At 39.0% G+C, this 20,447-nt stretch carries 18 protein-coding genes; 7 read left to right on the plus strand and 11 right to left on the minus strand.

Annotated features, from left to right (window positions below):
• Positions 1 to 21: 21 nt before the first annotated feature.
• Genes hisH through hisG form a run of 5 tightly spaced genes read right to left on the minus strand, consistent with a single transcriptional unit; the run spans position 22 to position 4,972 of the window.
• Positions 22 to 612 (minus strand): imidazole glycerol phosphate synthase subunit HisH, encoded by a 591-nt coding sequence (hisH, locus tag I6E80_RS07115; RefSeq protein WP_165725513.1) that lies wholly within the window; start codon positions 610 to 612, stop codon positions 22 to 24.
• On the minus strand, positions 609 to 1,670 hold the full coding sequence (gene hisB / locus I6E80_RS07120; RefSeq protein WP_024598085.1) for a bifunctional histidinol-phosphatase/imidazoleglycerol-phosphate dehydratase HisB: 1,062 nt from the start codon (positions 1,668 to 1,670) through the stop codon (positions 609 to 611). Before hisB ends, hisH begins: the two co-directional genes overlap by 4 nt.
• The gene (gene hisC, locus I6E80_RS07125) at positions 1,667 to 2,776 is read right to left on the minus strand and encodes a histidinol-phosphate transaminase (protein WP_197185193.1); all 1,110 of its coding nucleotides are present in this window, start codon (positions 2,774 to 2,776) and stop codon (positions 1,667 to 1,669) included. The genes hisB and hisC overlap by 4 nt, the downstream gene beginning before the upstream one ends.
• Positions 2,766 to 4,067, minus strand: coding sequence for a histidinol dehydrogenase (gene hisD, locus I6E80_RS07130; RefSeq protein ID WP_197185194.1), 1,302 nt, complete (start codon positions 4,065 to 4,067; stop codon positions 2,766 to 2,768). Before hisD ends, hisC begins: the two co-directional genes overlap by 11 nt.
• Positions 4,068 to 4,072: 5 nt before the next feature.
• Positions 4,073 to 4,972, minus strand: coding sequence for an ATP phosphoribosyltransferase (hisG, locus tag I6E80_RS07135; protein WP_007580644.1), 900 nt, complete (start codon positions 4,970 to 4,972; stop codon positions 4,073 to 4,075).
• Between the two features lie 419 nt (positions 4,973 to 5,391).
• Here hisG and I6E80_RS07140 point away from each other — a divergent pair, with 419 nt between their 5' ends.
• On the plus strand, positions 5,392 to 5,628 hold the full coding sequence (locus I6E80_RS07140) for a hypothetical protein (protein ID WP_197185195.1): 237 nt from the start codon (positions 5,392 to 5,394) through the stop codon (positions 5,626 to 5,628).
• 112 nt (positions 5,629 to 5,740) lie between these two features.
• On the opposite strand, the gene I6E80_RS07145 is transcribed toward I6E80_RS07140, so the two are convergent.
• The gene (locus tag I6E80_RS07145; protein WP_197185336.1) at positions 5,741 to 7,597 is read right to left on the minus strand and encodes a cytochrome c/FTR1 family iron permease; all 1,857 of its coding nucleotides are present in this window, start codon (positions 7,595 to 7,597) and stop codon (positions 5,741 to 5,743) included.
• A 283-nt stretch (positions 7,598 to 7,880) separates the two neighbouring features.
• On the minus strand, positions 7,881 to 9,164 hold the full coding sequence (locus I6E80_RS07150) for a sodium:proton antiporter (RefSeq protein WP_197185196.1): 1,284 nt from the start codon (positions 9,162 to 9,164) through the stop codon (positions 7,881 to 7,883).
• Between the two features lie 342 nt (positions 9,165 to 9,506).
• Here I6E80_RS07150 and I6E80_RS07155 point away from each other — a divergent pair, with 342 nt between their 5' ends.
• From I6E80_RS07155 to I6E80_RS07165, 3 genes are all read left to right on the plus strand, one after another.
• Positions 9,507 to 11,423, plus strand: coding sequence for an ATP-dependent DNA helicase (locus tag I6E80_RS07155; RefSeq protein ID WP_197185197.1), 1,917 nt, complete (start codon positions 9,507 to 9,509; stop codon positions 11,421 to 11,423).
• A gap of 9 nt (positions 11,424 to 11,432) precedes the next feature.
• Positions 11,433 to 12,134, plus strand: coding sequence for a tRNA (adenosine(37)-N6)-threonylcarbamoyltransferase complex dimerization subunit type 1 TsaB (gene tsaB / locus I6E80_RS07160; protein ID WP_197185198.1), 702 nt, complete (start codon positions 11,433 to 11,435; stop codon positions 12,132 to 12,134).
• Between the two features lie 68 nt (positions 12,135 to 12,202).
• Positions 12,203 to 12,532 (plus strand): hypothetical protein, encoded by a 330-nt coding sequence (locus I6E80_RS07165; RefSeq protein WP_024598148.1) that lies wholly within the window; start codon positions 12,203 to 12,205, stop codon positions 12,530 to 12,532.
• A 257-nt stretch (positions 12,533 to 12,789) separates the two neighbouring features.
• Here the strand turns inward: I6E80_RS07165 and I6E80_RS07170 are convergent, their stop codons facing one another.
• Positions 12,790 to 14,079, minus strand: a complete 1,290-nt coding sequence (locus tag I6E80_RS07170) for an alkaline phosphatase (protein WP_197185199.1) — start codon at positions 14,077 to 14,079, stop codon at positions 12,790 to 12,792.
• A gap of 414 nt (positions 14,080 to 14,493) precedes the next feature.
• Between I6E80_RS07170 and I6E80_RS07175 the strand changes: the two genes are divergently transcribed.
• The 3 genes from I6E80_RS07175 to rnd all read left to right on the plus strand — a co-directional run bounded on the left by I6E80_RS07175 (position 14,494) and on the right by rnd (position 18,295).
• Positions 14,494 to 15,345 (plus strand): alpha/beta hydrolase, encoded by an 852-nt coding sequence (locus I6E80_RS07175; protein WP_197185200.1) that lies wholly within the window; start codon positions 14,494 to 14,496, stop codon positions 15,343 to 15,345.
• Positions 15,346 to 15,460: 115 nt separating this feature from the next.
• Entirely contained in the window at positions 15,461 to 17,113 is a 1,653-nt protein-coding gene (gene fadD, locus I6E80_RS07180; protein ID WP_170071468.1) for a long-chain-fatty-acid--CoA ligase FadD, read from the plus strand.
• Between the two features lie 51 nt (positions 17,114 to 17,164).
• Complete coding sequence (gene rnd, locus I6E80_RS07185) at positions 17,165 to 18,295, plus strand: ribonuclease D (protein WP_076924693.1); 1,131 nt, start codon at positions 17,165 to 17,167, stop codon at positions 18,293 to 18,295.
• 316 nt (positions 18,296 to 18,611) lie between these two features.
• Here rnd and minE read toward each other — a convergent pair whose 3' ends face one another.
• From minE to minC, 3 genes are read right to left on the minus strand one after another with little or no spacing between them, the layout of a single operon-like run.
• The gene (gene minE / locus I6E80_RS07190) at positions 18,612 to 18,875 is read right to left on the minus strand and encodes a cell division topological specificity factor MinE (protein WP_004334706.1); all 264 of its coding nucleotides are present in this window, start codon (positions 18,873 to 18,875) and stop codon (positions 18,612 to 18,614) included.
• A gap of 1 nt (position 18,876) precedes the next feature.
• Positions 18,877 to 19,686 (minus strand): septum site-determining protein MinD, encoded by an 810-nt coding sequence (gene minD / locus I6E80_RS07195; protein WP_007583272.1) that lies wholly within the window; start codon positions 19,684 to 19,686, stop codon positions 18,877 to 18,879.
• 5 nt (positions 19,687 to 19,691) lie between these two features.
• A complete protein-coding gene (minC, locus tag I6E80_RS07200) occupies positions 19,692 to 20,396 on the minus strand; it encodes a septum site-determining protein MinC (RefSeq protein WP_024598152.1) in 705 nt (234 codons plus the stop codon).
• Between the last annotated feature and the right edge of the window lie 51 nt (positions 20,397 to 20,447).

A 20,447-nucleotide genomic window follows, 5' to 3' on the forward strand; every position in this document is an offset into this window, starting at 1 on the left:
TATTGTTAGTTAATGGGCAGCTTACAACTGCCAATCAACAAAATTTTGTAATAAACGTGCGCCAACTTTTGCGCTGCGCTCTGGGTGAAATTGCATGCCCGCGTAATTGTCTTTAGCAACAATGGCTGAAAAGGTTTGACCGTATTCGCCACTCACTAGTGTGGCGTCGTTTACGGTGTGCGCAAAGCTATGAACAAAGTACACTTGCTCATCGAATGTTAGCCCTTTAGTTAATGCATGCTCTTTATTAACGCTTAAGTTATTCCAACCCATATGCGGCGACGTTAAATTGCCTACATCAAGCGCTTTTACTTGCCCTGGTATTTTACCTAAGCATTGTACGTTACCTTCTTCGGTGCTTTCGCACAGTAACTGCATACCTAAACAAATACCCATAAGCGGGCGCTGGTATTCATTTATAGCTTGTTGCCAGCCGTTATCGACTAGGCGTTTCATAGCAACCGACGCGTGACCTACACCTGGTAATATAGCGCGCTCAAAACCCGCTAATTGCTCTGGTGATGTTATTACTGTTGGCGTTTGGCCTAAGCGTTCAAACGCAAAGCGTACGGAATTAATATTGGCACAACCGGTATTAATTATGGCAATCATAAACATCCCTTAGAGCTGGCTGTTTGCTGGGTCGTGTCTTGTGCCACTGCCATACGAAGAGCACGTGAAAACGCTTTAAATAAGCCTTCTACTTGGTGATGACAGTTACCGTCGCTTACCGATAAAATAAGGCTAATAGCGGCATTATCACTTAAGCTTTTGAAAAAGTGCTCAACCATTTGTACGTCTAAATCGCCTGCTTTTTCGCGACTAAAGTTAGCGTTTAATACAAATGATGCACGTCCCGATAAATCAATTTGTGCTTCAGCTTTACACTCATCCATAGGAAGCGCAAAACCATAGCGTGCAATTTGCGATTTAGTGCCAAGCGCTTGTTTAAGTGCGACACCAAGAGCAATACCAATGTCTTCAACAAGGTGGTGCTCGTCTATGTGTAAATCGCCTTTGGCTTTAATGTTTAAGCCAATGTTTGCGTGCGTACGAATTTGATCAAGCATGTGATCAAAAAAGCCAAGTCCGGTGTCTATGCTGCCATTTTTAGTTTGATCTAGGTTTATTGCCACATCAATTTGGGTTTCTTTAGTGTTGCGTGTAACACGACCTTCGCGGTTTGCGGTGGTCAATTTAGTCACTATCGCACTCCAATCTCCGTCGTATAAAATACCTTCACAACATAGATTTTGAGCAAGGCCAATATCAGTTTCACGGTCGCCAATAACAAAAGAGCGTGCTAAATCTACTTTGCCTGAGCGCATAAGCTCGGTAAGTAAACCAGTTTTAGGTTTACGGCAATCACAGTTTTGCTCGTTAAAGTGTGGGCAAATTAATACGGTCTCAAAGCTAATGCCTTGGCTTTGCATTATGTCCATCATCTTATCTTGTGCTATATCAAAGTCAGCAGTCGGGAAGCTGTCTGTGCCCAAACCATCTTGGTTAGATACCATCACTAAACGGTAACCTGCAGCTTGTAATTGTAATAACGCAGGTATAACGCCAGGTAAAAATGCTAGCTTTTCAAGGCTATCTACCTGTTTGTCGGTAATTGGCTCTTCAATAATAGTGCCGTCGCGGTCGATAAATAAATAGGGGTTACTCATGATACTTCGTTTCCTGCTAAAGATGCTGTGGTAGCCGGCGTTTGTAAGCCATCTAACCAAATTTTTACTTGTTCAAGTTCTTGTTCGCTGCCAATTGAAATTCGTAGCCAGTCGTTTTCACCGTATAGAGTAAAAGCGCGCATAACCAAACCTTGCTCAAGTGCAATTTTAAAGTAGTTTTTATCGGCTAATTTTAAAGTAACAAAGTTACCTTCACCAGTGAGAATTTTTAATGCAGCAGGGGAGGCGTTTAGCCAATCCACTAACTTAGCTTTTAAGCTATTTAAAATAGTCACTTGGCGGCGCATCGATGTAATTGCATCGGGTGCAATTGCTTGCGCTGCAATACTTGCTACTACGCCCGATACTGGATACGGCGCAATAACTTTACGAATTGGCGCAAGAACGCTTGCTTGTGCAAGCGTAAAGCCTGTTCTAAGGCCTGCTAGCGCAAAGGCTTTAGATAAGGTGCGCAAAACCACTACATTACTAAACTCATTAATAAGCTTAGTGGCGCTTTGCTCTGGACAAAACTCTATATAGGCTTCATCAACAATAACTAATGCCTTACCTGCAAGTGCTGTTGCAATCGCTTTCACTTTATCTAGTGGCGTTAAGCTGCCCGTTGGATTATTTGGGTTACAAATAAATACCAGTTTTGAGTTGCCAACAGCTGCGACTATTTCACAAGCACTGCCATTTAGTAATAACTCTTGGGTAAGCGCGTTAATACCAACGTTGTGTGTATCGGCGGTTACTTTGTACATACCGTAGGTTGGTACAAATAGCGCAATACTATCTTTAGCTGGTTCACAGTATGTGCGTACTAAAAGCTCAATGCCTTCATCTGCGCCGCGGGTCATTAATACATTTTCGCTTGCAAGCTCTGTATAAGCTGCGTACCTGTCAATAACTAGTTGCGGTTGTGGATCGGGGTAGCGATTTAAATCTTCAATACTTAGTTCAAGATTTTTAGCATATGGGCTTTCGTTAGCATTTAGCCACGTAGTACCGGTTAGCTTTTCACTTTTTGCAGAGCTGTATGCAGCAAGGGCTGCAATATTTTTAGGTAATAAGCTAGACGCTTGTGCGCTCTCATTGCTCATTTTTAATTGCCTCTAAACGAATTGAAACCGCATTAGCGTGGGCATCAAGGCCTTCTGCATCTGCAAGTGGTAAAATTGCTTTTGAAAGCTCAGTTAATCCACTTTTAGTAATTGTTTGCACTGTGTATGTACGGAAAAAATCAAGCAAGTTTAAGCTCGAGTAAGTTGCACTGTAACCATATGTTGGTAACACGTGGTTAGTACCCGATGCGTAATCGCCTGCAGATTCTGGCGTGTAGTCACCTACAAATACTGAGCCTGCATTTTTAACTTTATCTAGGTAAGGTGTTGCATCGCCTAGTTGTAAAATTAAGTGCTCTGGGCCGTATTGCGCCGATACATCAAATGCTTGCGCAACTGAATCAACCAAAATAAGTGAAGAATTAGCGAGCGCTTGCTCGGCTGTTTCTTTGCGGCTTAAGTTAGCTAACTGGCGTGTAAGTGCCTGCTGAGTTTGTTCTATAATACTTTCGCTGTTACATAATAAAATAACTTGCGAGTCTGCGCCGTGCTCTGCTTGTGAGAGTAAATCGGCGGCTATAAATTCTGGGTTTGCACGTTCATCTGCAATAACTAATACTTCAGACGGGCCTGCTGGCATATCAATTGCCATACCTGGAATAGTTTGCGCAACGAGCTGTTTAGCCATTGTTACAAAGCTATTACCTGGGCCAAATATTTTGTTCACTTTAGGAACCGATTCGGTGCCATAAGCCATTGCTGCAATTGCGCCTGCGCCACCACTTTCTATCAAAGTCGTAATGCCACATAACTTAGCTGCATATAAAATAGCAGGGTTAATCGCTTTATCACCTTGTACTGGTGTAGCAAGTACAACGGTTTTTGCGCCGCTTAATTGCGCTAATACACCCTGCATAATAACCGACGATGGCAGTGGAGCACTGCCACCGGGTACGTAAATACCGACTGCTTCGATGGCTTGATATTTCAGTTCACATACAACGCCTGGTTGGGTCGATAATTTAATATCTTTTGGCAATTGCGCTTCGTGAAAACGTTTAACGTTTGCATAAGCGGTATCAATTGCGTATTTAAGCTCTGCACTTAGTGCTTGCTCTGATGCGTTAATTTCATCAAGCGGAACACATAGGCGAGGGTTAGCTCTATTATCAAACTCTTTAGCCATGCTAAGTAAGGCTTCATCGCCTTGCTCTTTTACATTAACTAAAATAGTTTTGCATATAGCTTCAACCTTGGCGCTGGCAGAAACTGCAGGGCGCATTAGCGCCGCTGCTTGTACTTGTGAAGATTCCTCATTCCAACGAAGCATGGCACTTACTCCATCATTTTTTCAATTGGCATAACTAAAATAGAGTTAGCGCCTAGGGCTTTTAACTGCTCCATTGTTTCCCAAAATAATGTTTCGCTGCTTACCATGTGAAGTGCTACATATTCATCGTTACCAGCAAGGGCAAGTAGAGTAGGCTGACCAGAACCTGGTAAAATCTCACAAATTTCATCAAGTTTGTTTTTTGGTGCGTGTAGCATGATGTATTTGCTTTCTTTAGCTTGTCTAACACCACGTAGGCGCGGCATAAGCTTATTAATTAGTGCTAGTTTGTCAGCATCTTGAAGATCTTTATTTTGAATTAAACACGCGTTTGATTCTAAAATTGTTTCGCCTTGAATTAAGCCGTTAGCTTCAAGTGTTGCGCCAGTAGATACTAAATCACAAATTGCATCAGATAAACCCGCACGCGGTGCTACTTCAACAGAACCCGTAAGCATTACAGTACTTGCGTTAATGCCTTCGCGCTTTAACCACTGAGTTAAAATTTCTGGGTAGGTAGTAGCAATACGTTTGCCTTCAAACCAGCTCTTATCGCGAGCGCCAAGCTCTTGTGGCCATGCAAGTGCAAGACGACAGTAACCAAAGTCTAGTTTTGAAAGTTTGGTTACTTCACTTGGAACACCCTGGCGTTCACGTTCTGCTTGAACTTCTACTAGTACGTTTTCGCCAACTATGCCTAGGTCACATACACCGTCCATTACTAAACCCGGAATATCGTCATCGCGCACACGTAGTACGTCAATTGGCATATTAGTTGAGTGTGCAATTAAGCGTTGTTCACGAAGGTTAAGTTTAACACCTAACTGTTTAAGCAGATCTTGACAATCTTTTGATAGGCGGCCGCCTTTTTGGATGGCGATACGTAGACGATTACTGTTGTTCATTATTCATTTTCCTTTAATTTAAAAACTAAAAACCCCGAGGGGAACCTCAGGGCGAAAATGAATCAATGTTATTTGAATCGCCAGAGGTTCCTTTTAGGAATAACCTCTCAGCGAAAGACCTGACAGGTTATTCCGGTGAATGGTGGTGATGATGTACTGTTGTCAGGTTTAAGCGCATTTTTTATCCTATTTAACTGCCCGTTGTTTTGTGAACGTGCAATTGTTATCTGTTTAAATAAATTTCGCATTCATAAAAACATAAACAGCTATATTATGGCAAGTTTTTTTTAGCTTAATTAAAGCATATGTTATAACTGTCGATAATATTAAGATAATAAGCGCAATTTTCGCCAACAATTGGTTGTTTATCACTCAAACCAAGTGGTTAATGAATAAAATGAAAAAATAAGGAAGTACGCATGGATATTATGATCCCTTATTTAGGAAGAATAACCAGGCTAGAAGTTGAGTCAAAAAGTGCTTTTCATATTGCGGGTGTGCAAAGTGGGACTGCCGCTGAAAAAGTTGAACTAGAGAATAAAAAAAGGCGTGAGTTACAAAAAAAGAAAAAGCTCAATATGCTTGATGATCAAAATAATAAAAAAAAGTCCAACTTAGATGATGACGAAAACCCCCATTTAGATACATGGGCTTGATAACAGCAATTTTACTAAATACATAAGCAATCAAATCAAAAAGGCCCTTTCGGGCCTTTTTACTATGTATTTTGCTTATGCCAATTAGCTTAAACTCTTAAGCAGATTGGCATTACTCTTGGCTTTTGCTTTTAAATATATAAAAGCTAAATATAGCGAACACACATACTTGAGCCACAATACCTTGCCATGTTGACTTTATACCAAGCCATGCAATATCAAAGCTAATTGGCAGTGAAGCAATACCTATTATGTCGGCCTCTTGCAGTGCAATAACTGCTTTGCCCATAAGCACGAACGAGAGTGCAAATAATAGGTAAGTGGTAATTGCAAAAAACTTAGCAACCGGTAATTTAATTGAGTATTTAATTAATACCCACGTAATAATAGCCAGTATTGCTACAGCTATGGCAAAACCCGATGCAATAGATGAATATTGAGCAGGCGAGCTTTGTGTTAATAAAGACTGATAGAACAGCACGGTTTCGAATACTTCACGGTATACGGCAATAAAAGAAAGCCCTGCTAAACCCCATAATGTACCCGACTCAAGACGCTTATCTATATTGTCTTTTATGTATTTTTGCCATTGCTGTGCACTCGTTTTACTGTGCATCCATACGCCAACATACAGCAATATTACAGCGGCAAACAATGCTCCAGCACCTTCCATTACTTCGCGACTTGCACCACTTATTTCTATTAATGTTTGCGCCGCAGCCCACGTTAAACCACCTGCAATAAGTGCGGTTACCCAACCAACATGTACATATTTAAGCGCATCTTGGCGTTTAGTTTTAATAAGTACGGTCATAAGGGCAATAATAACGAGGAGTGCTTCTAGGCCTTCGCGTAGTAATATAACCAAACTTGCTGATAGGAGTGCACCATCAGTTAGTTTGGTTTCGTTTAGCATGCTATCTGCTTTAGCGAGTTGAGCTAGCGCTGCACTTACTTTTTCGCCAACGATGGCTGCATCTTTCTCGTTTTTAAATGTTTGGCGCAGGTTCATCAGTTGTACTTCGATGTTTTTACGCAGTGTTTCGTCGTAGGCATTTAAGTTGTTTTCAACAAGCTCAAAGCCATCTAGGTAAGCGCTAATTGCTAAATCACTTGCTTGTGAGTAATTGCCTTTAGCATGCGCGGCTTGCGCTGCAAGTAACTGCGTGCGAGTAACCGTTATCGGATTCTTTTTACCGGTAAATAGTTGCTCTGGATTACCACGAAGCCATTTAACGTAATGTGCTTGTGTTTCACTTTGACCTGCCGACAATTGTGCTGGATTTAAGTTTACAATCTGCGAAGCGGTAATGTTTTGCGCTAAATTTTGTGGTTTTTGAACATCTTTAAATGCCAAGCTACCTACATAAAAAGCTAAAGACCAACGTTGTTGTTCATTAAATTGAGTAAAAGCAACCATTGGCGTGTCGTTAATACCGTTACTAACAGCGTCAAACAAACCCATTAATGAGCGGTTAGTTGCGCGTTCTTCATCGGTAAAATTAGTAGGCTCTGGCGATAAGTCTTTTGCAAGAGGCCCGTCGCCTTGACCACTTGGGCCGTGACACATTGAACAGTTAGCAGCAAAAAGCGCTTTGGTTTGCTCAACGGGAAGAAGTGACGTAGGTAACGATAGTTGCGGCATAAAGGTAAGTAGCGACTCACGAAGCGCTGAGCTTGTTGCACGTACATCAGCAACACTTGCTTTATTGGCAATCGCTGAATGCAGGGCTTTAGCTTGTGCCTTTACTGTATCAAACTCATTTGTTTGGCTTGATAGCTGCCCAGCTTGGTCAATAATGACGTTCGAAAATTCAGTCATTTCTTGATATTCGTCGGGGTCGAGTATTTCACCATTCCCAACAGCTGCCACGTAATCAACACCTACATACTCTGCAAGCTGTGCAATTTGTTTTATTTTTGTTTGCTCATTAGGCGAGGCTAAAACACTAAAGCTTGCCATGACCATTATAAAAAGCATAAAAAAACATTGAAATTGTCGTTTTCCCAGAGAAACCAAATTGAAAAATATGTGAGAATTATTTATGGACATCGAAAAGCCCTGTAGAGGAAAAGCCAAAATTATAATTGTTTTCATTTGCATTTCAAGCGGATTAATTTAAACAAAGCAGATAAATAAAAAGGATAACAATTTGTAGAACTTTAAAGTGTTTTTGTAACACGTGAGTAACAGTAACCAAGTGATTTTTTTAATAACTTGGTTACTGAATGTGTTGCAGGTAAAGCATTTATTACTTTGCTTGCTCAGCTGACTTAATGCTGCTTTGAATAAGCGGCGAAATAGTTAAGCCTTGTACAATAATAGAAAATATAACCACTACGTAAGTAACAATTACTATTAGGTTATGTAGGTCAGAGCCGCCTACAAAAACTTGCTCGCGTGGGATTGCTGCTGCCATTGCCAGAGCAAGGCCACCACGTAGTCCACCCCAGGTCAAAATTTTAACACTGTGTTTATCGTAAGTTCTAAAGCGTTTAAAAATTACAAATGGTGCGCCTACACTTATAAAGCGTGCAAGTAATACAGCCGGCACCATTAATAAACCTAAACCAATTTCGCCAAGGGTAATTGGCATAGTGACTATCAACATGCCAATTATTAAAAACAGTAGCGCATTTAAAAAGCTGTCGGTTGCATGCCAAAAATCTTTTACGTAACGAGTGTCTTCAGGCCCCGTGCGCTCGGTTGCTTTGGTGCGAGTAATGTTACCCATTAATATTCCACTGGTTACCATGGCAAGTGCGCCAGATATTTCCCAAATATTTGCAGCAGCAAAACCTGCAGTTGGGATAGTTAAAGTAATTAATAGGCGAATATTTACATCGCGGCTATTAATAATTAAAAAGTGGCCAACTAATGCAATGACTAAACCAAACGCAATGCCCCCTATTGCATCAACAAAGAATAGCTCTGCTATGTCACCAAATTGTGCATCTGTGCCATAAAAAGCAACAGAAAATATAGTGGTAAATATTACTAAACCAATACCGTCGTTGAATAGCGACTCACCCTCTACTTGAACCGATATACCTTCTGGCGCTCGCATTTGTTTAATAATAGCAAGTACAGCGATAGGGTCAGTTGGGCTAATAAGCGCGCCAAACAATAAACAATAAATAAAAGGAATATCAAAACCAAAAACGGGGAATAAATAAAAGCTTAAATAACCCACTATAAATGTGGAAGCAATAGTAGAAAATAGCACCAATGCGGTTATTTCCCAGCGCTGCTTACGCAGGGCTAGTAGGTTTATTTCAAGCGCACCCGCGTAGAGTAAAAAACCCAACATGCCCTTAAGTAGCAACTCGTTAAAATTAATACTGGAAACAATTTGGGTCATTGCTAATGCGTTCTGATCGCCTAATAATTTAACGGCAATGATCAGTAATAAAGAAATAACCACAGAGCCGGTTGTAATGGCAATGGTAGTTTGCATTTTGAGGATGTACTGGTTTGCAAAGGCTATAAATATTGCAATTGCAGAGAGAAAACAAATGAGGTACCAAGCATTCATTGATTAACCTTAACTATTTTTAAACGACACACAAAAAGGAGGATTATAAACCCGCGTATGGTACTCCTGTAATATTTGAGAGTCACAGTATTTATGCCTTTATATAGCTTTAAATAAGGATTATTTTCAGTAATGGTTAATAAGAAATGTGGCTTTGTAAATATTGTCATTATTAAATTAAATGTACGTTATAAATACAGGGTATATTGTAAAATTGAATAATAAATTACTCTCTAGAGTCGGAAAATAAAGCCGTGTTAACCTACAAAATAAAAGTGGGTTTTGTAATTGCTTGCCCTTAATGCTTTGCTTACGTAAAATCCCGCTATTATTTACTTTAAAGTGATTGGTATTATCAAACAGCTGTTTAGTGCAACCGGACCTTTGGCGTTATCCTTAGATGGATATACGCCTCGCCAACCACAAATTGATATGGCAGTAGCTGTTGCAGATGCATTAAAAAACAGTTCGCAATTGGTCGTTGAGGCAGGTACTGGTACGGGTAAAACGTTTGCCTATTTAGCTCCAGCACTTAAATCAAAAGGCCGAACGATAATATCGACAGGCTCAAAAGCCTTGCAAGAGCAGTTATACCACCGCGATTTACCTCAATTAGTGAAAGCGCTTGGCGCCTCTAAAAAAACCGCCTTATTAAAAGGGCGTGCCAATTACTTATGTACCTATCGACTTAATCAGCATGTTGCACATGTGCCTACTGATGACTCCGACGTAATGCATCAACTAGCTATGGTGGCTAAGTTTGCAAGTGAAACACAGTCAGGCGATTTAGCCGATTGTATTGGTATAGAGGATGATGCCAAAGTACTGCCTTATGTAAATTCAACAGCTGATAACTGCTTAGGCAAAGAATGCCCAGATTTTCAAAGCTGCTATATACGCAAAGCACGTTTAACTGCGGCCGATGCCGATGTGGTTGTTATTAACCATCATTTATTTTTTGCTGATATGGCCGTAAAAGAAAGTGGCTTTGCTGAGCTAATGCCAAAAGCCGACGCATATATATTTGATGAAGCCCACCAGTTAAGTGAAATTGCCAGTGATTATTTTGGTGAGAGTGTAAGCACTAAAAAGCTGGTGGATTTAATTAATGATTTACGTGCTATTTATAGAGCTGAAATACCCGATATGCTGCAACTTGGTAAAAGTTTAAATAAGCTTGAGACAAGCGTTGCTGATTTACGACTACAGTTTGGTGTTGATGGCAGTAGAGGCGATTGGCGAGAAAAGCTAAGCGATAAACAAATATGTGCGGCGCTCCACCGCGTCATTAGTGATTTAGACTTTGTCTATCAAGTACTCAAACTTTGTTTGGATAGAAGCGATAAAATAGAGCACCCGTTTGAGCGAGCATTGGCATTTAAAGGGCAGTTAGAACGGGTTTTTGATACGGCTCAAACTGGTTTTAGTTACTGGTATGAAACAACGCGCCGTTATTTAACTATTAATATAACACCATTAAATGTATCCGCTAAATTTGCTCAAATGATGCAAGACACAGGCGCAGGCTTTGTATTTACATCGGCAACACTTTCGGTCGACAATAAACTAGAGCACTTTAATGCAAGCCTTGGTTTAAAACCAAAGCAAAGCATGATGGTAGATAGCCCGTTTGATTACCCTAATCAGGCGCTGCTGTGTTTACCGCGTTACTTACCTGAATCGCACGCTGATAATATGCCCCATGCGATTGTAAAATTAACACTTGAGCTTATAAAGTCAGCGCAAGGGCGTTGTTTTGTGTTATTTACGAGCTATCGAATGATGCACTTGGTGGCCGAAGGGCTCACCACACAAATAGACTACCCAGTTTATATGCAAGGGCAAATGTCTAAGCGTATTATTTTAGAGAAATTTACTCGCCATGGTAATGCGGTATTACTCGGCACGGCTTCTTTTTGGGAAGGTGTTGATGTACGCGGCAGTACACTAAGCTGTGTTATTATAGACAAATTGCCATTTGCAGCCCCTGACGATCCATTGCTTCAAGCTAAAATGCAAGATTGCCAAATGCAGGGAAAAGACCCTTTTTCACACATACAATTACCGCAGGCTGTTATTGCGCTAAAACAAGGTGTAGGGCGTTTAATTCGAGATAGTAAAGACAAAGGCGTACTTGTAATATGCGATAATCGCTTAGTTACACGCCAATATGGCCAAGTATTTTTAAAAAGCTTACCGCCGATGCGCCGCACGCGAAGCTTAGAAGATGCCAATACATTTTTAAAACAAATTAATTAGAGTAATAAAATGATCAAAAGTAATATTCTTGCCCTTGATGCTTCAACAGAAGCACTTTCAATTGTTTTACATTTTCAGGGCCAAACGTTTCATCATTTTGAAGAATGTCCGCAGCAACATAGCCAAAAAATACTTCCACTTGTGGATGAGCTATTAACTAAAGCAAACTGTAAATTAAAAGACTTAGATGTCATTGGTTTTGGACAAGGCCCGGGCAGTTTTACTGGTGTACGTATTAGTGTAGCTATAGCGCAAGGTTTAGCGTATTCAACTAATTTGCCGCTTGTAGGTGTGTCTACTTTGGCTATTATGGCGCAACAAGCGTTTGAACAAAACGGTAGCCTTAGTGTTTACCCAAGCATAGATGCCCGCATGGGGGAGATATACTTTGCACATTACCAAGTGCAAAATAATCTAATGCTTTTAGTTAACCAAGAATGCGTTATAAAACCTGATTTACTAAATAATGACTATATAGCGACCACTGAGCCATCTGTAGCTGTGGGCACGGGCTTTAAAACCTATCCTGATGCGCTAAATGACTTTGAAAATGTGACAATTAATACTGATATTACATTGCCTGATGCGCGTTATATGTTAGCGCATGTTGAAGCCGCGCTTTTAACGGGTGACGTTGTAAAAGCGAGTGACGCTCAACCTAAATATGTGCGAGATACGGTAACGTGGAAAAAGCTACCAGGGCGTGAGTAATCATATTATTTGCAAATTGGTTGTTTTTAAATCATAATTTTATGCAATATTAAGGTTGGAGACGCGTAATGACGCTGCCTATTGGTTCAGGTTTTTTTACCGGAGATATTCCGGGTAGGGTTAGCCCTGCTAAAGTTGTTACTAATAAACCACAGAGTTTATTAGACCAGCCGGCTGCTCAAAAAACGAATACCGATTATGTAAAAAGCAGTGTCGAGGGCGTCGAACTAGCTAATCAACTGTTTAAAAGCAGTGCTAAAAGCAATGAATACAGCCAAACAATTTACGACCAACCGACAGCTCAAGTAAGTAAAGCGATTTCTACTTATACTGAATTTGCTAATTTAGAACGCAGAGCCGAAGTACAAAATTTAATAGGTGTTGATATATACGCTTAAAGCTTAATTGAGCGTTTTAGATAAATACAGCGATAAAATTCAATAAAAAGCCCGAACATGTGTTCGGGCTTTTTATGTTCAAAACGAGGTGAAATTATACCAATTCGCTTAATTAAGTGATCTATTTTGAGGGAAGAAAATCGTGTCGATAACAAGGCAAAAATTTCGTTATTTAGTTGTTCTATATCAGAAAATTTTAACGTAGTTAACGTCAGATTTAACCCCTCAAATTGATTAAGTATTATTGCGGATTAGTATTACTGTTCAATAAAGCCAATCAGCTTATCTGCAATATCAGTATTATTTTGTGAGCCGATAAATTGCTCACTGCCTTTGCCATAGGCAAATACTTGAACGTCTACAGCGGTGTGTCCGCCAGTTGTCCAGCCAGTAAAGCTTGCATCACTAATAATACTTTTAACAGCTAAATTAAGCGCTTTTTCGCCCATTTTTTTAGCTTGCTCAAGTTTGATTTGGTTTTCAGTTGTAAATTCAATATTGGTGTTAGCAGTCCATACTGGTTTTAAGTCTTTAGACTCCATAAGTTTGTCTGTTAACTTACTAGCCGTTGCCTTAACACCTTTAATTACGTCTGTTTCCCATTTAAATTGGCCGTGCGAACCAATAGTTAAGCCGCCCGTTGAGTGATCGGCTGTAACTACAAGTATAGTGTCTTTATTTTTATCAACGTACGCTTTTGCTTTTTCGATTGATTTAGCAAAGTCGTCCATTTCAGCCATCGCACACGCTATATCGTTAGAGTGACCACACCAATCAATTTGGCTGCCCTCAATCATCACAAAAAAGCCTTCTTCGTTCTGGTTATCTAGTAAACCAAGCGCTTTAGATGTTAACTGAGTAAGGCGAGTTGGGTTCATATCAAGGGCAAATGGCAAGCCTTTGCTTGCATACAAACCTATGGCAGGTATTTGTGTAATTTGTCCCAGATTATTAATATCGTCACCGTATTGGTAACCTGCCGCTTTAAATTCTTCAACTAAATTACGGTCGTCACGAATAAAATATTTAGTACCGCCACCTAGCATTAAATCAACAGGTAATTTACCAGCAATCTTATTATCAATATAATCGTTGGCAATATCATCGTAGTTGTAACGAGATTCATTGTGAGCTGCAAAGCTAGCAGGTGTTGCATGGTTTATTTGTGACGTTACAACAAGCGCTGTTGTCATACCGCGCTCTTTTGCCATTTCAAGCATGGTTTTAACTGGCTTTTTATCTGTATCTACAGCAACTGCACCATTATAACTTTTATGGCCGCTACTAAGCGCTGTAGCACCCGCAGCGCTGTCTGTTACATAAGTATGGTCATCAGGGTAGGTGTGAGCCATGCCTTTTAAAATAGTGTCAAAAACCGTGCCTTCTACTTCTTTTGTTGCAGGGTCATCTTTAAAATAGCGATAAGCCGTGGTGTAAGCCGGACCCATGCCGTCACCAATCATATAAATTACATTTTTAGGTGCTGATTCTGCGTAAGCACCAGAAGCGGTGCATAAAAGTGCCAATAAGCTGATCTGTTTTTTCATGGTTGTACCTTATGAGTGTACCTTATTTAATAGCCGCTGATATTGTATACAGATAGGATGATAAATAAATGAATATCTGAGATATTTATAATTTATACTTTGATTTTATATACATAGAATTATAGTTAACGCTGTTAGTTCTATTTATTTAAATTATACTAGTTATAAGTTAAGTATATACAATGCCGCCACTTTTAAATTGTTCAAAATACATACAGAGTAAGCTTATTAAAAACGGTTAGTTTGTTGTTTTTAGTTTAAGTTATTAATAATGTTATGTTTAATTATTATGCTTTGCTTCTTTTTTCATCACGAAGATAATTAAATCGTGAATTTGGCACCATTTTCTAAGTTAGTGGTCTGACAACTTGTATGCTATAAATAATGATGCTCTAAATTAATAAAGGACTTACCGTGCAGCCATTTAATATTGAAACCAATAATTTAAATATCCATGGCTTAAAAGTAGGTTCAGGGAACGAAATAGTAATAGCGTTGCATGGGTGGTTAGACAACTGCCATAGCTTTATGCCAATGTTAAACAACGGTAACCCAAAGCATACGTGGTACTGTATTGACTTTGTCGGGCACGGTTTATCATCTTGGCGAAGTGATGATGCACACTATTATTTTGTTGATTATATTGATGATGTGTACCAACTTATAAATGCCCTTGGTATTAAAAAAGTACATTTAGTAGGTCATTCCATGGGCGCTATGGTTGCAGGACTTTTTGCTAGCTGCTTTAGCGATTATGTAGAGTCTGTTACCTTTATTGAGGGAATTGGTTGTGTTACAACCCCTAGTGAAGGTGTGTGTGAACAGTTACAAAGTGCAGTACTAAATAGAGCGCGTTTAAAAAATAAAAAGTCGAGAATTTATAAGTCGAAAGAACTTATTTATGAAGCTCGTGCTCAAACAACCGATTTGAATAGCGAGCTTATTAAGCTCTTAATGCAACGAAATATTAAACAGGTTTCAGATGGTTTTGCGCTAACAACAGATCCAAAGCTCAAAAATCACTCAGGTTTTAGGTTTGATGAAGCGCAATGTATTGGTGCAATAAAAGATTTAATTGCACCATGTCAATTAATTTTAGGTAACGAAGGTTATTCGTTTGTAAAACAAAATTTGGCAAAGTATATTAGTTATTACAATAGCTTGAAGGTCATTAATGTAGATGGTGGGCATCATTGCCACATGCAAAGCAGTGAACACTGTTTTGAGCATATTCAAGACTTTATGCTGCAAAATGGTGCATGTTAATTGTAAATATGTGTTAAATGTGGGATTATTCCTGCATTAGAGTATTTGCTCAATTGTTAAAGCGCCTTACTTAGATTAAGGTTAATAAAAATATAATTATAAACAGGGGCTAAGAGTGGAAAAAATCTGGCTTAAGCGCTACCCAGAGGGTATGCCTGAAACAATCGATCCTGAGCATTACAACTCGTTACTCGAAGTGTTCGAAAAAAGTTTTAGTGACTACACCGATTTACCTGCATTTACGAATATGGGTAAAACGATGTCTTACGATGAAATAGATACAGCAACAAAAAAAGTTGCTTCCTATATTCAAAATGACTTAGGTCTCAAAAAAGGCGACAAAGTTGCCGTAATGATGCCTAACTTACTACAAACACCAGTCACAATTTTAGGTGTTTTACGTGCAGGTTGTGTCGTTGTTAATGTTAACCCTCTCTACACTGTGCGTGAATTAGAGCATCAGCTAAAAGACTCTGACACTACTGCTATTTTCATCCTAGCAAACTTTGCTGACACACTTGAAAAGTCACTTGCCCATACTGATGTTAAACATATTGTAGTAACGCAAGTAGGCGACATGGTAGGCGGGCTTAAAAAGCACATAGTTAATTTTGTAGTGAAGCACATTAAAAAAATGGTGCCAAAGTTCAACTTGCCTAACACAATTAAATTTTCAGACGTTTTAGCTGCAGATGAAGCTAAATATACACGTCCTGAAATGAGCTTATCTGATCTTGCTTTTTTACAGTACACCGGTGGTACAACAGGTGTATCTAAAGGAGCAATGCTGAGCCATGGCAATATGGTTGGTAACCTTGAGCAAGTTTCAGGTTGTTTAGACAAAGTGTTAAACCGTGGTGAAGAAGTTGTTGTTACTGCACTGCCTCTTTATCATATATTTGCTTTAACAGCTAACTGCCTAACGTTTATGAAGTACGGCGGTTTAAACATATTAATTACAAACCCACGAGATATGCCAGGGTTTGTTAAAGAGCTGGGTCAACATAAATTCACAGCAATTACTGGCGTTAATACATTATTTAATGGTTTGTTAAACACACCAGGTTTTGCTGAACTTGATTTTAGCCATTTAAAAATGTCTTTAGGTGGCGGTATGGCCGTTCAACGTCCTGTTGCTGAAAAATGGCAAAAAGTGACTGGCTCAAAATTAATGGAAGGTTATGGCCTTACAGAATGTTCTCCTTTAGTTACTATTAGTCCTTTTGATTTGAAAGCATATAATGGCTCTATTGGTTTACCTGCACCGAACACTGATATTAAATTAGTTTTAGATAACGGTGAAGAAGCAGCTAAAGGTGAACCTGGTGAGCTTTGCGTTAAAGGCCCACAAGTCATGGTTGGTTATTACAAACGACCAGATGCAACCGCTGAATGTTTAAAAGATGGCTGGTTTGCTACAGGTGATATTGCGACTTATGATGACGAAGGTTTCTTCTTTATTGTAGATCGTAAAAAAGACATGATCATTGTATCTGGCTTTAATGTTTTCCCTAATGAGATTGAAGAAGTAGTGGCTATGCACGAAGGTGTGCTTGAAGTAGCAGCTATTGGTATTCCTCACGATGTAAGTGGTGAACAAGTTAAAGTTTTTGTTGTGAAAAAAGACCCTTCTTTAACTGAAAAAGATATAATAAGTCACTGTCGTGATAATTTAACTAATTACAAGGTCCCCAAACTGGTAGAGTTTAGGGATGAGTTACCTAAAACTAACGTAGGTAAGATACTCCGAAGAGCCTTGAAAGATTAGCAACCTATAAAAAAGCCGACATATGTCGGCTTTTTTATTGTAGGAGATTAAGTGCAATACCAATTGATCGAAACCCAAAATCAACTTAATACTTTTGTTGAACAAATAAAAAATAAGCCTATTTTAGCTATTGATACTGAGTTTATGCGTCGTCGAACTTTGTATCCAGAAGTTGCACTTATCCAAGTTTTTGATGGTGAGCATTTAGCGCTTATTGACCCATTAGCTGAACTTTCACTATTTGATTTTTGGGAAATACTTAAAGATCCTGCTGTTTTAAAAGTACTGCATTCTCCTTCTGAAGATATTGAAGTTTTTCAAAAATACGCAGGGTTCGTTCCAGCTCCATTATTTGATACACAATTTGCGTTGCAGTTACTCGGTGAAGGTAACTGTATGGGCTTTGCACTTATGGTAAAAGAACTTCAAGGTATTGAAATAGATAAAAGCGAGTCACGCACTAACTGGCTGCAACGTCCGTTAACCAAAAAACAATTAGACTACGCTGCTGCTGATACTTTTTACTTATTACCATGTTTTGAGCAGATCATCGACCGTATCAATGTGGCTGGTTTCTTTGACATTGTAATAAACGAAAGTGAATTGATTGCAAAAAAACGTGCATTTCAAACACCTGACGAGCTTTTATATAAAGATATTAAAAATGCATGGCAACTTAAACCGCACGAATTAGCGGTATTAAAAGAGCTTGCTGTATGGCGAAGAAATAAAGCTATCAAGAAAAATTTGGCGCTTAATTTTGTGTTAAAAGAACATAACATGACTGAAATTGCCAAACGTGGTCCTTCAAGTTTAAACGCTCTACGTCAAATTCCAGGAGTTGAAGCAATTGAAGTTAATCGCTCTGGTGTAGATATAATAAAGTGTATTGAAGTTGCCAAAGCAGTTCCTGATGCTCAGCATCCTGATGTACTTAAGCGTTTAATTGATTTTCCTACTTATAAAAAAGTAGCAAAAGATATAAAACAAAAAATCACTAAAGTAGCTAAAGAGCACAATATACCAGAAGACGTTATGGCCTCTAAAAAGCAGGTAAATCAATTGATTAGTTGGAATTGGAAGCTAACTAATGAGCAAAAACAGAGTCATATAAAGCCAGATTTACTTAGTTCTTGGCGATATACCTATGTTAAAGACGCTTTAAAAGAATGGGATACTTAAGGCTTAATGTTTTCTTTAACTGTGTAATACTTATACCAATCCGCAATAATACTTAATCATTTTGCGGCGCTAAACGTGTCGTTACCTGTGTTAAAAAAATCTCTTTTAGAACAACTAAATAGCGATTTTTTTGCCTAGCTATCAACACGTTTTTCGATCCTCAAAATAGATCACTTAATTAAGCGAATTGGTATTATCTATAGTTTTTGTGTTACATAGTTAAAAAGTTTTAGTTGCACGAAGGGGATTAAAGCGTAGGTATTTAGAAAGTTATTGCGAAAATAAAGAGGGCGCTCATAAAGCGCCCTTTCTTCAATTACTTCTTTTCTTCATCAGGTAGTGTAACGTTTAGCTCAAGTACGGCTAAATCGTCTTCGTTCTGATCAAACTGAACCTGAACTGCATCGGTACTTACGTTCACGTATTTACGGATCACATCTAAAATGTCTTGTTTTAATTGTGGTAAGTAATCCGGCGTTCCTCGTTGAGAACGCTCGTGCGCGACAATGATCTGCAATCGCTCTTTTGCTAGTGACGCACTGTTTTTCTTTTCTGAGCGGAAGTAGTCAAGTAAAGACACGTTAACCTCCAAAAATCCGTTTAAATAAGCCTTTTTTCTCAACGTCTAAGAAGCGAAAATCGACGGTTTCACCTAGTAAGCGGTTAATTGCATCAGAATAAGCTTGGCCTGCATCAGATTCTGTATCCAATATAACAGGTTGGCCTGAGTTTGAAGCACTTAATACCGCTTGCGATTCAGGAATAACACCTAATAGTGGGATTGACAGAATATCTTGCACATCTTCTACCGATAGCATTTCACCTTTTTCAACACGACTAGGATTATAGCGTGTTAATAGTAAGTGTTCTTTAATGTTTTCTAGGCCTTCTTCAGCACGTTTTGATTTGCTGTGTAAAATACCTAAAATACGATCCGAATCTCGAACTGACGACACTTCTGGATTTGTTGTCACAATTGCTTCGTCAGCAAAGTACATTGCCATCATAGCGCCAGCTTCTATACCTGCTGGTGAATCACATACAATGTAATCAAAGTCTTCTTTTAATTCGTTTAGTACGCGTTCAACACCTTCACGTGTTAATGCGTCTTTATCACGAGTTTGTGAAGCGGGTAGTAAAAATAATTTATCTACACGTTTATCTTTAATAAGCGCTTGGTTAAGGTTTGCCTCACCATTTATCACGTTTACAAAGTCATAAACAACACGGCGTTCACAACCCATAATTAAATCTAAGTTACGTAAACCAATATCAAAGTCGATAATAACTGTTTTATAGCCTTTTAACGCTAAGCCTGTGCCAATTGCAGCACTTGATGTTGTTTTACCAACACCGCCTTTACCAGAGGTAACGACAATTACTTTTGCCATGAGATTTATCCTTTAACCAAAGCTGAAATTTCTAATGATTCGTCTTTTTGTTGTATTTGCACCGCATTTCCCCAATGTTCACCTTGTAGTGAATCACTGATCCAGTAGTTACCATCTATTGAAACCAATTCGGCTTCAAGTTTTTGGCAAAAAATGTGTGCTTTTTTAAAACCTTTTGCGCCAGCAATAGCGCGACCGCGTAACGTGCCATAAATATGTACATTACCATCGGCAATTACTTCAGCGCCGTGACTTACTGCACCAAGTACTATTAAATCACGGTCTTTTGCATAAACTTGTTGGCCAGAACGAACGGTGCCGCTAATAATCTGAGCCGGCAAATGCACTGTTTTTTCTACAATAGACGTATTAGCCTCTTGTTTAACAGGTTCGCTCTTAACGTCTTGTGAATAGTTTAAAACAGATAAACCAGCAGCTTTAGCTTGGGCATGTTGTTCATCAGAACCATTACACACACCAACCGCATTAAAGCTCATACGCTCAATCAATGATTTTAAGTGCACAAAATCGAGTGGGCTGTTTTTCACTTCAAGTAAGTTAACAACAATAGGAGCACCCTCAAAAAATCTAGGTGCTTGGGCTATTTTTATATACAACTGTTCTGCTAGAAGGGCTATATCAGTACTATAAAGGTGCAAAACTGATAACGTAAAAAGATTCCCTTTTAACTCAAAAATTTGGTCCGACATACACGCTCAATTGAATTGTCTGATTAAAAATCAATGTTAGATAAACGTAGG

Source organism: Pseudoalteromonas sp. NSLLW218 (assembly GCF_015864775.1).
Taxonomy (GTDB): Bacteria; Pseudomonadota; Gammaproteobacteria; order Enterobacterales; family Alteromonadaceae; genus Pseudoalteromonas.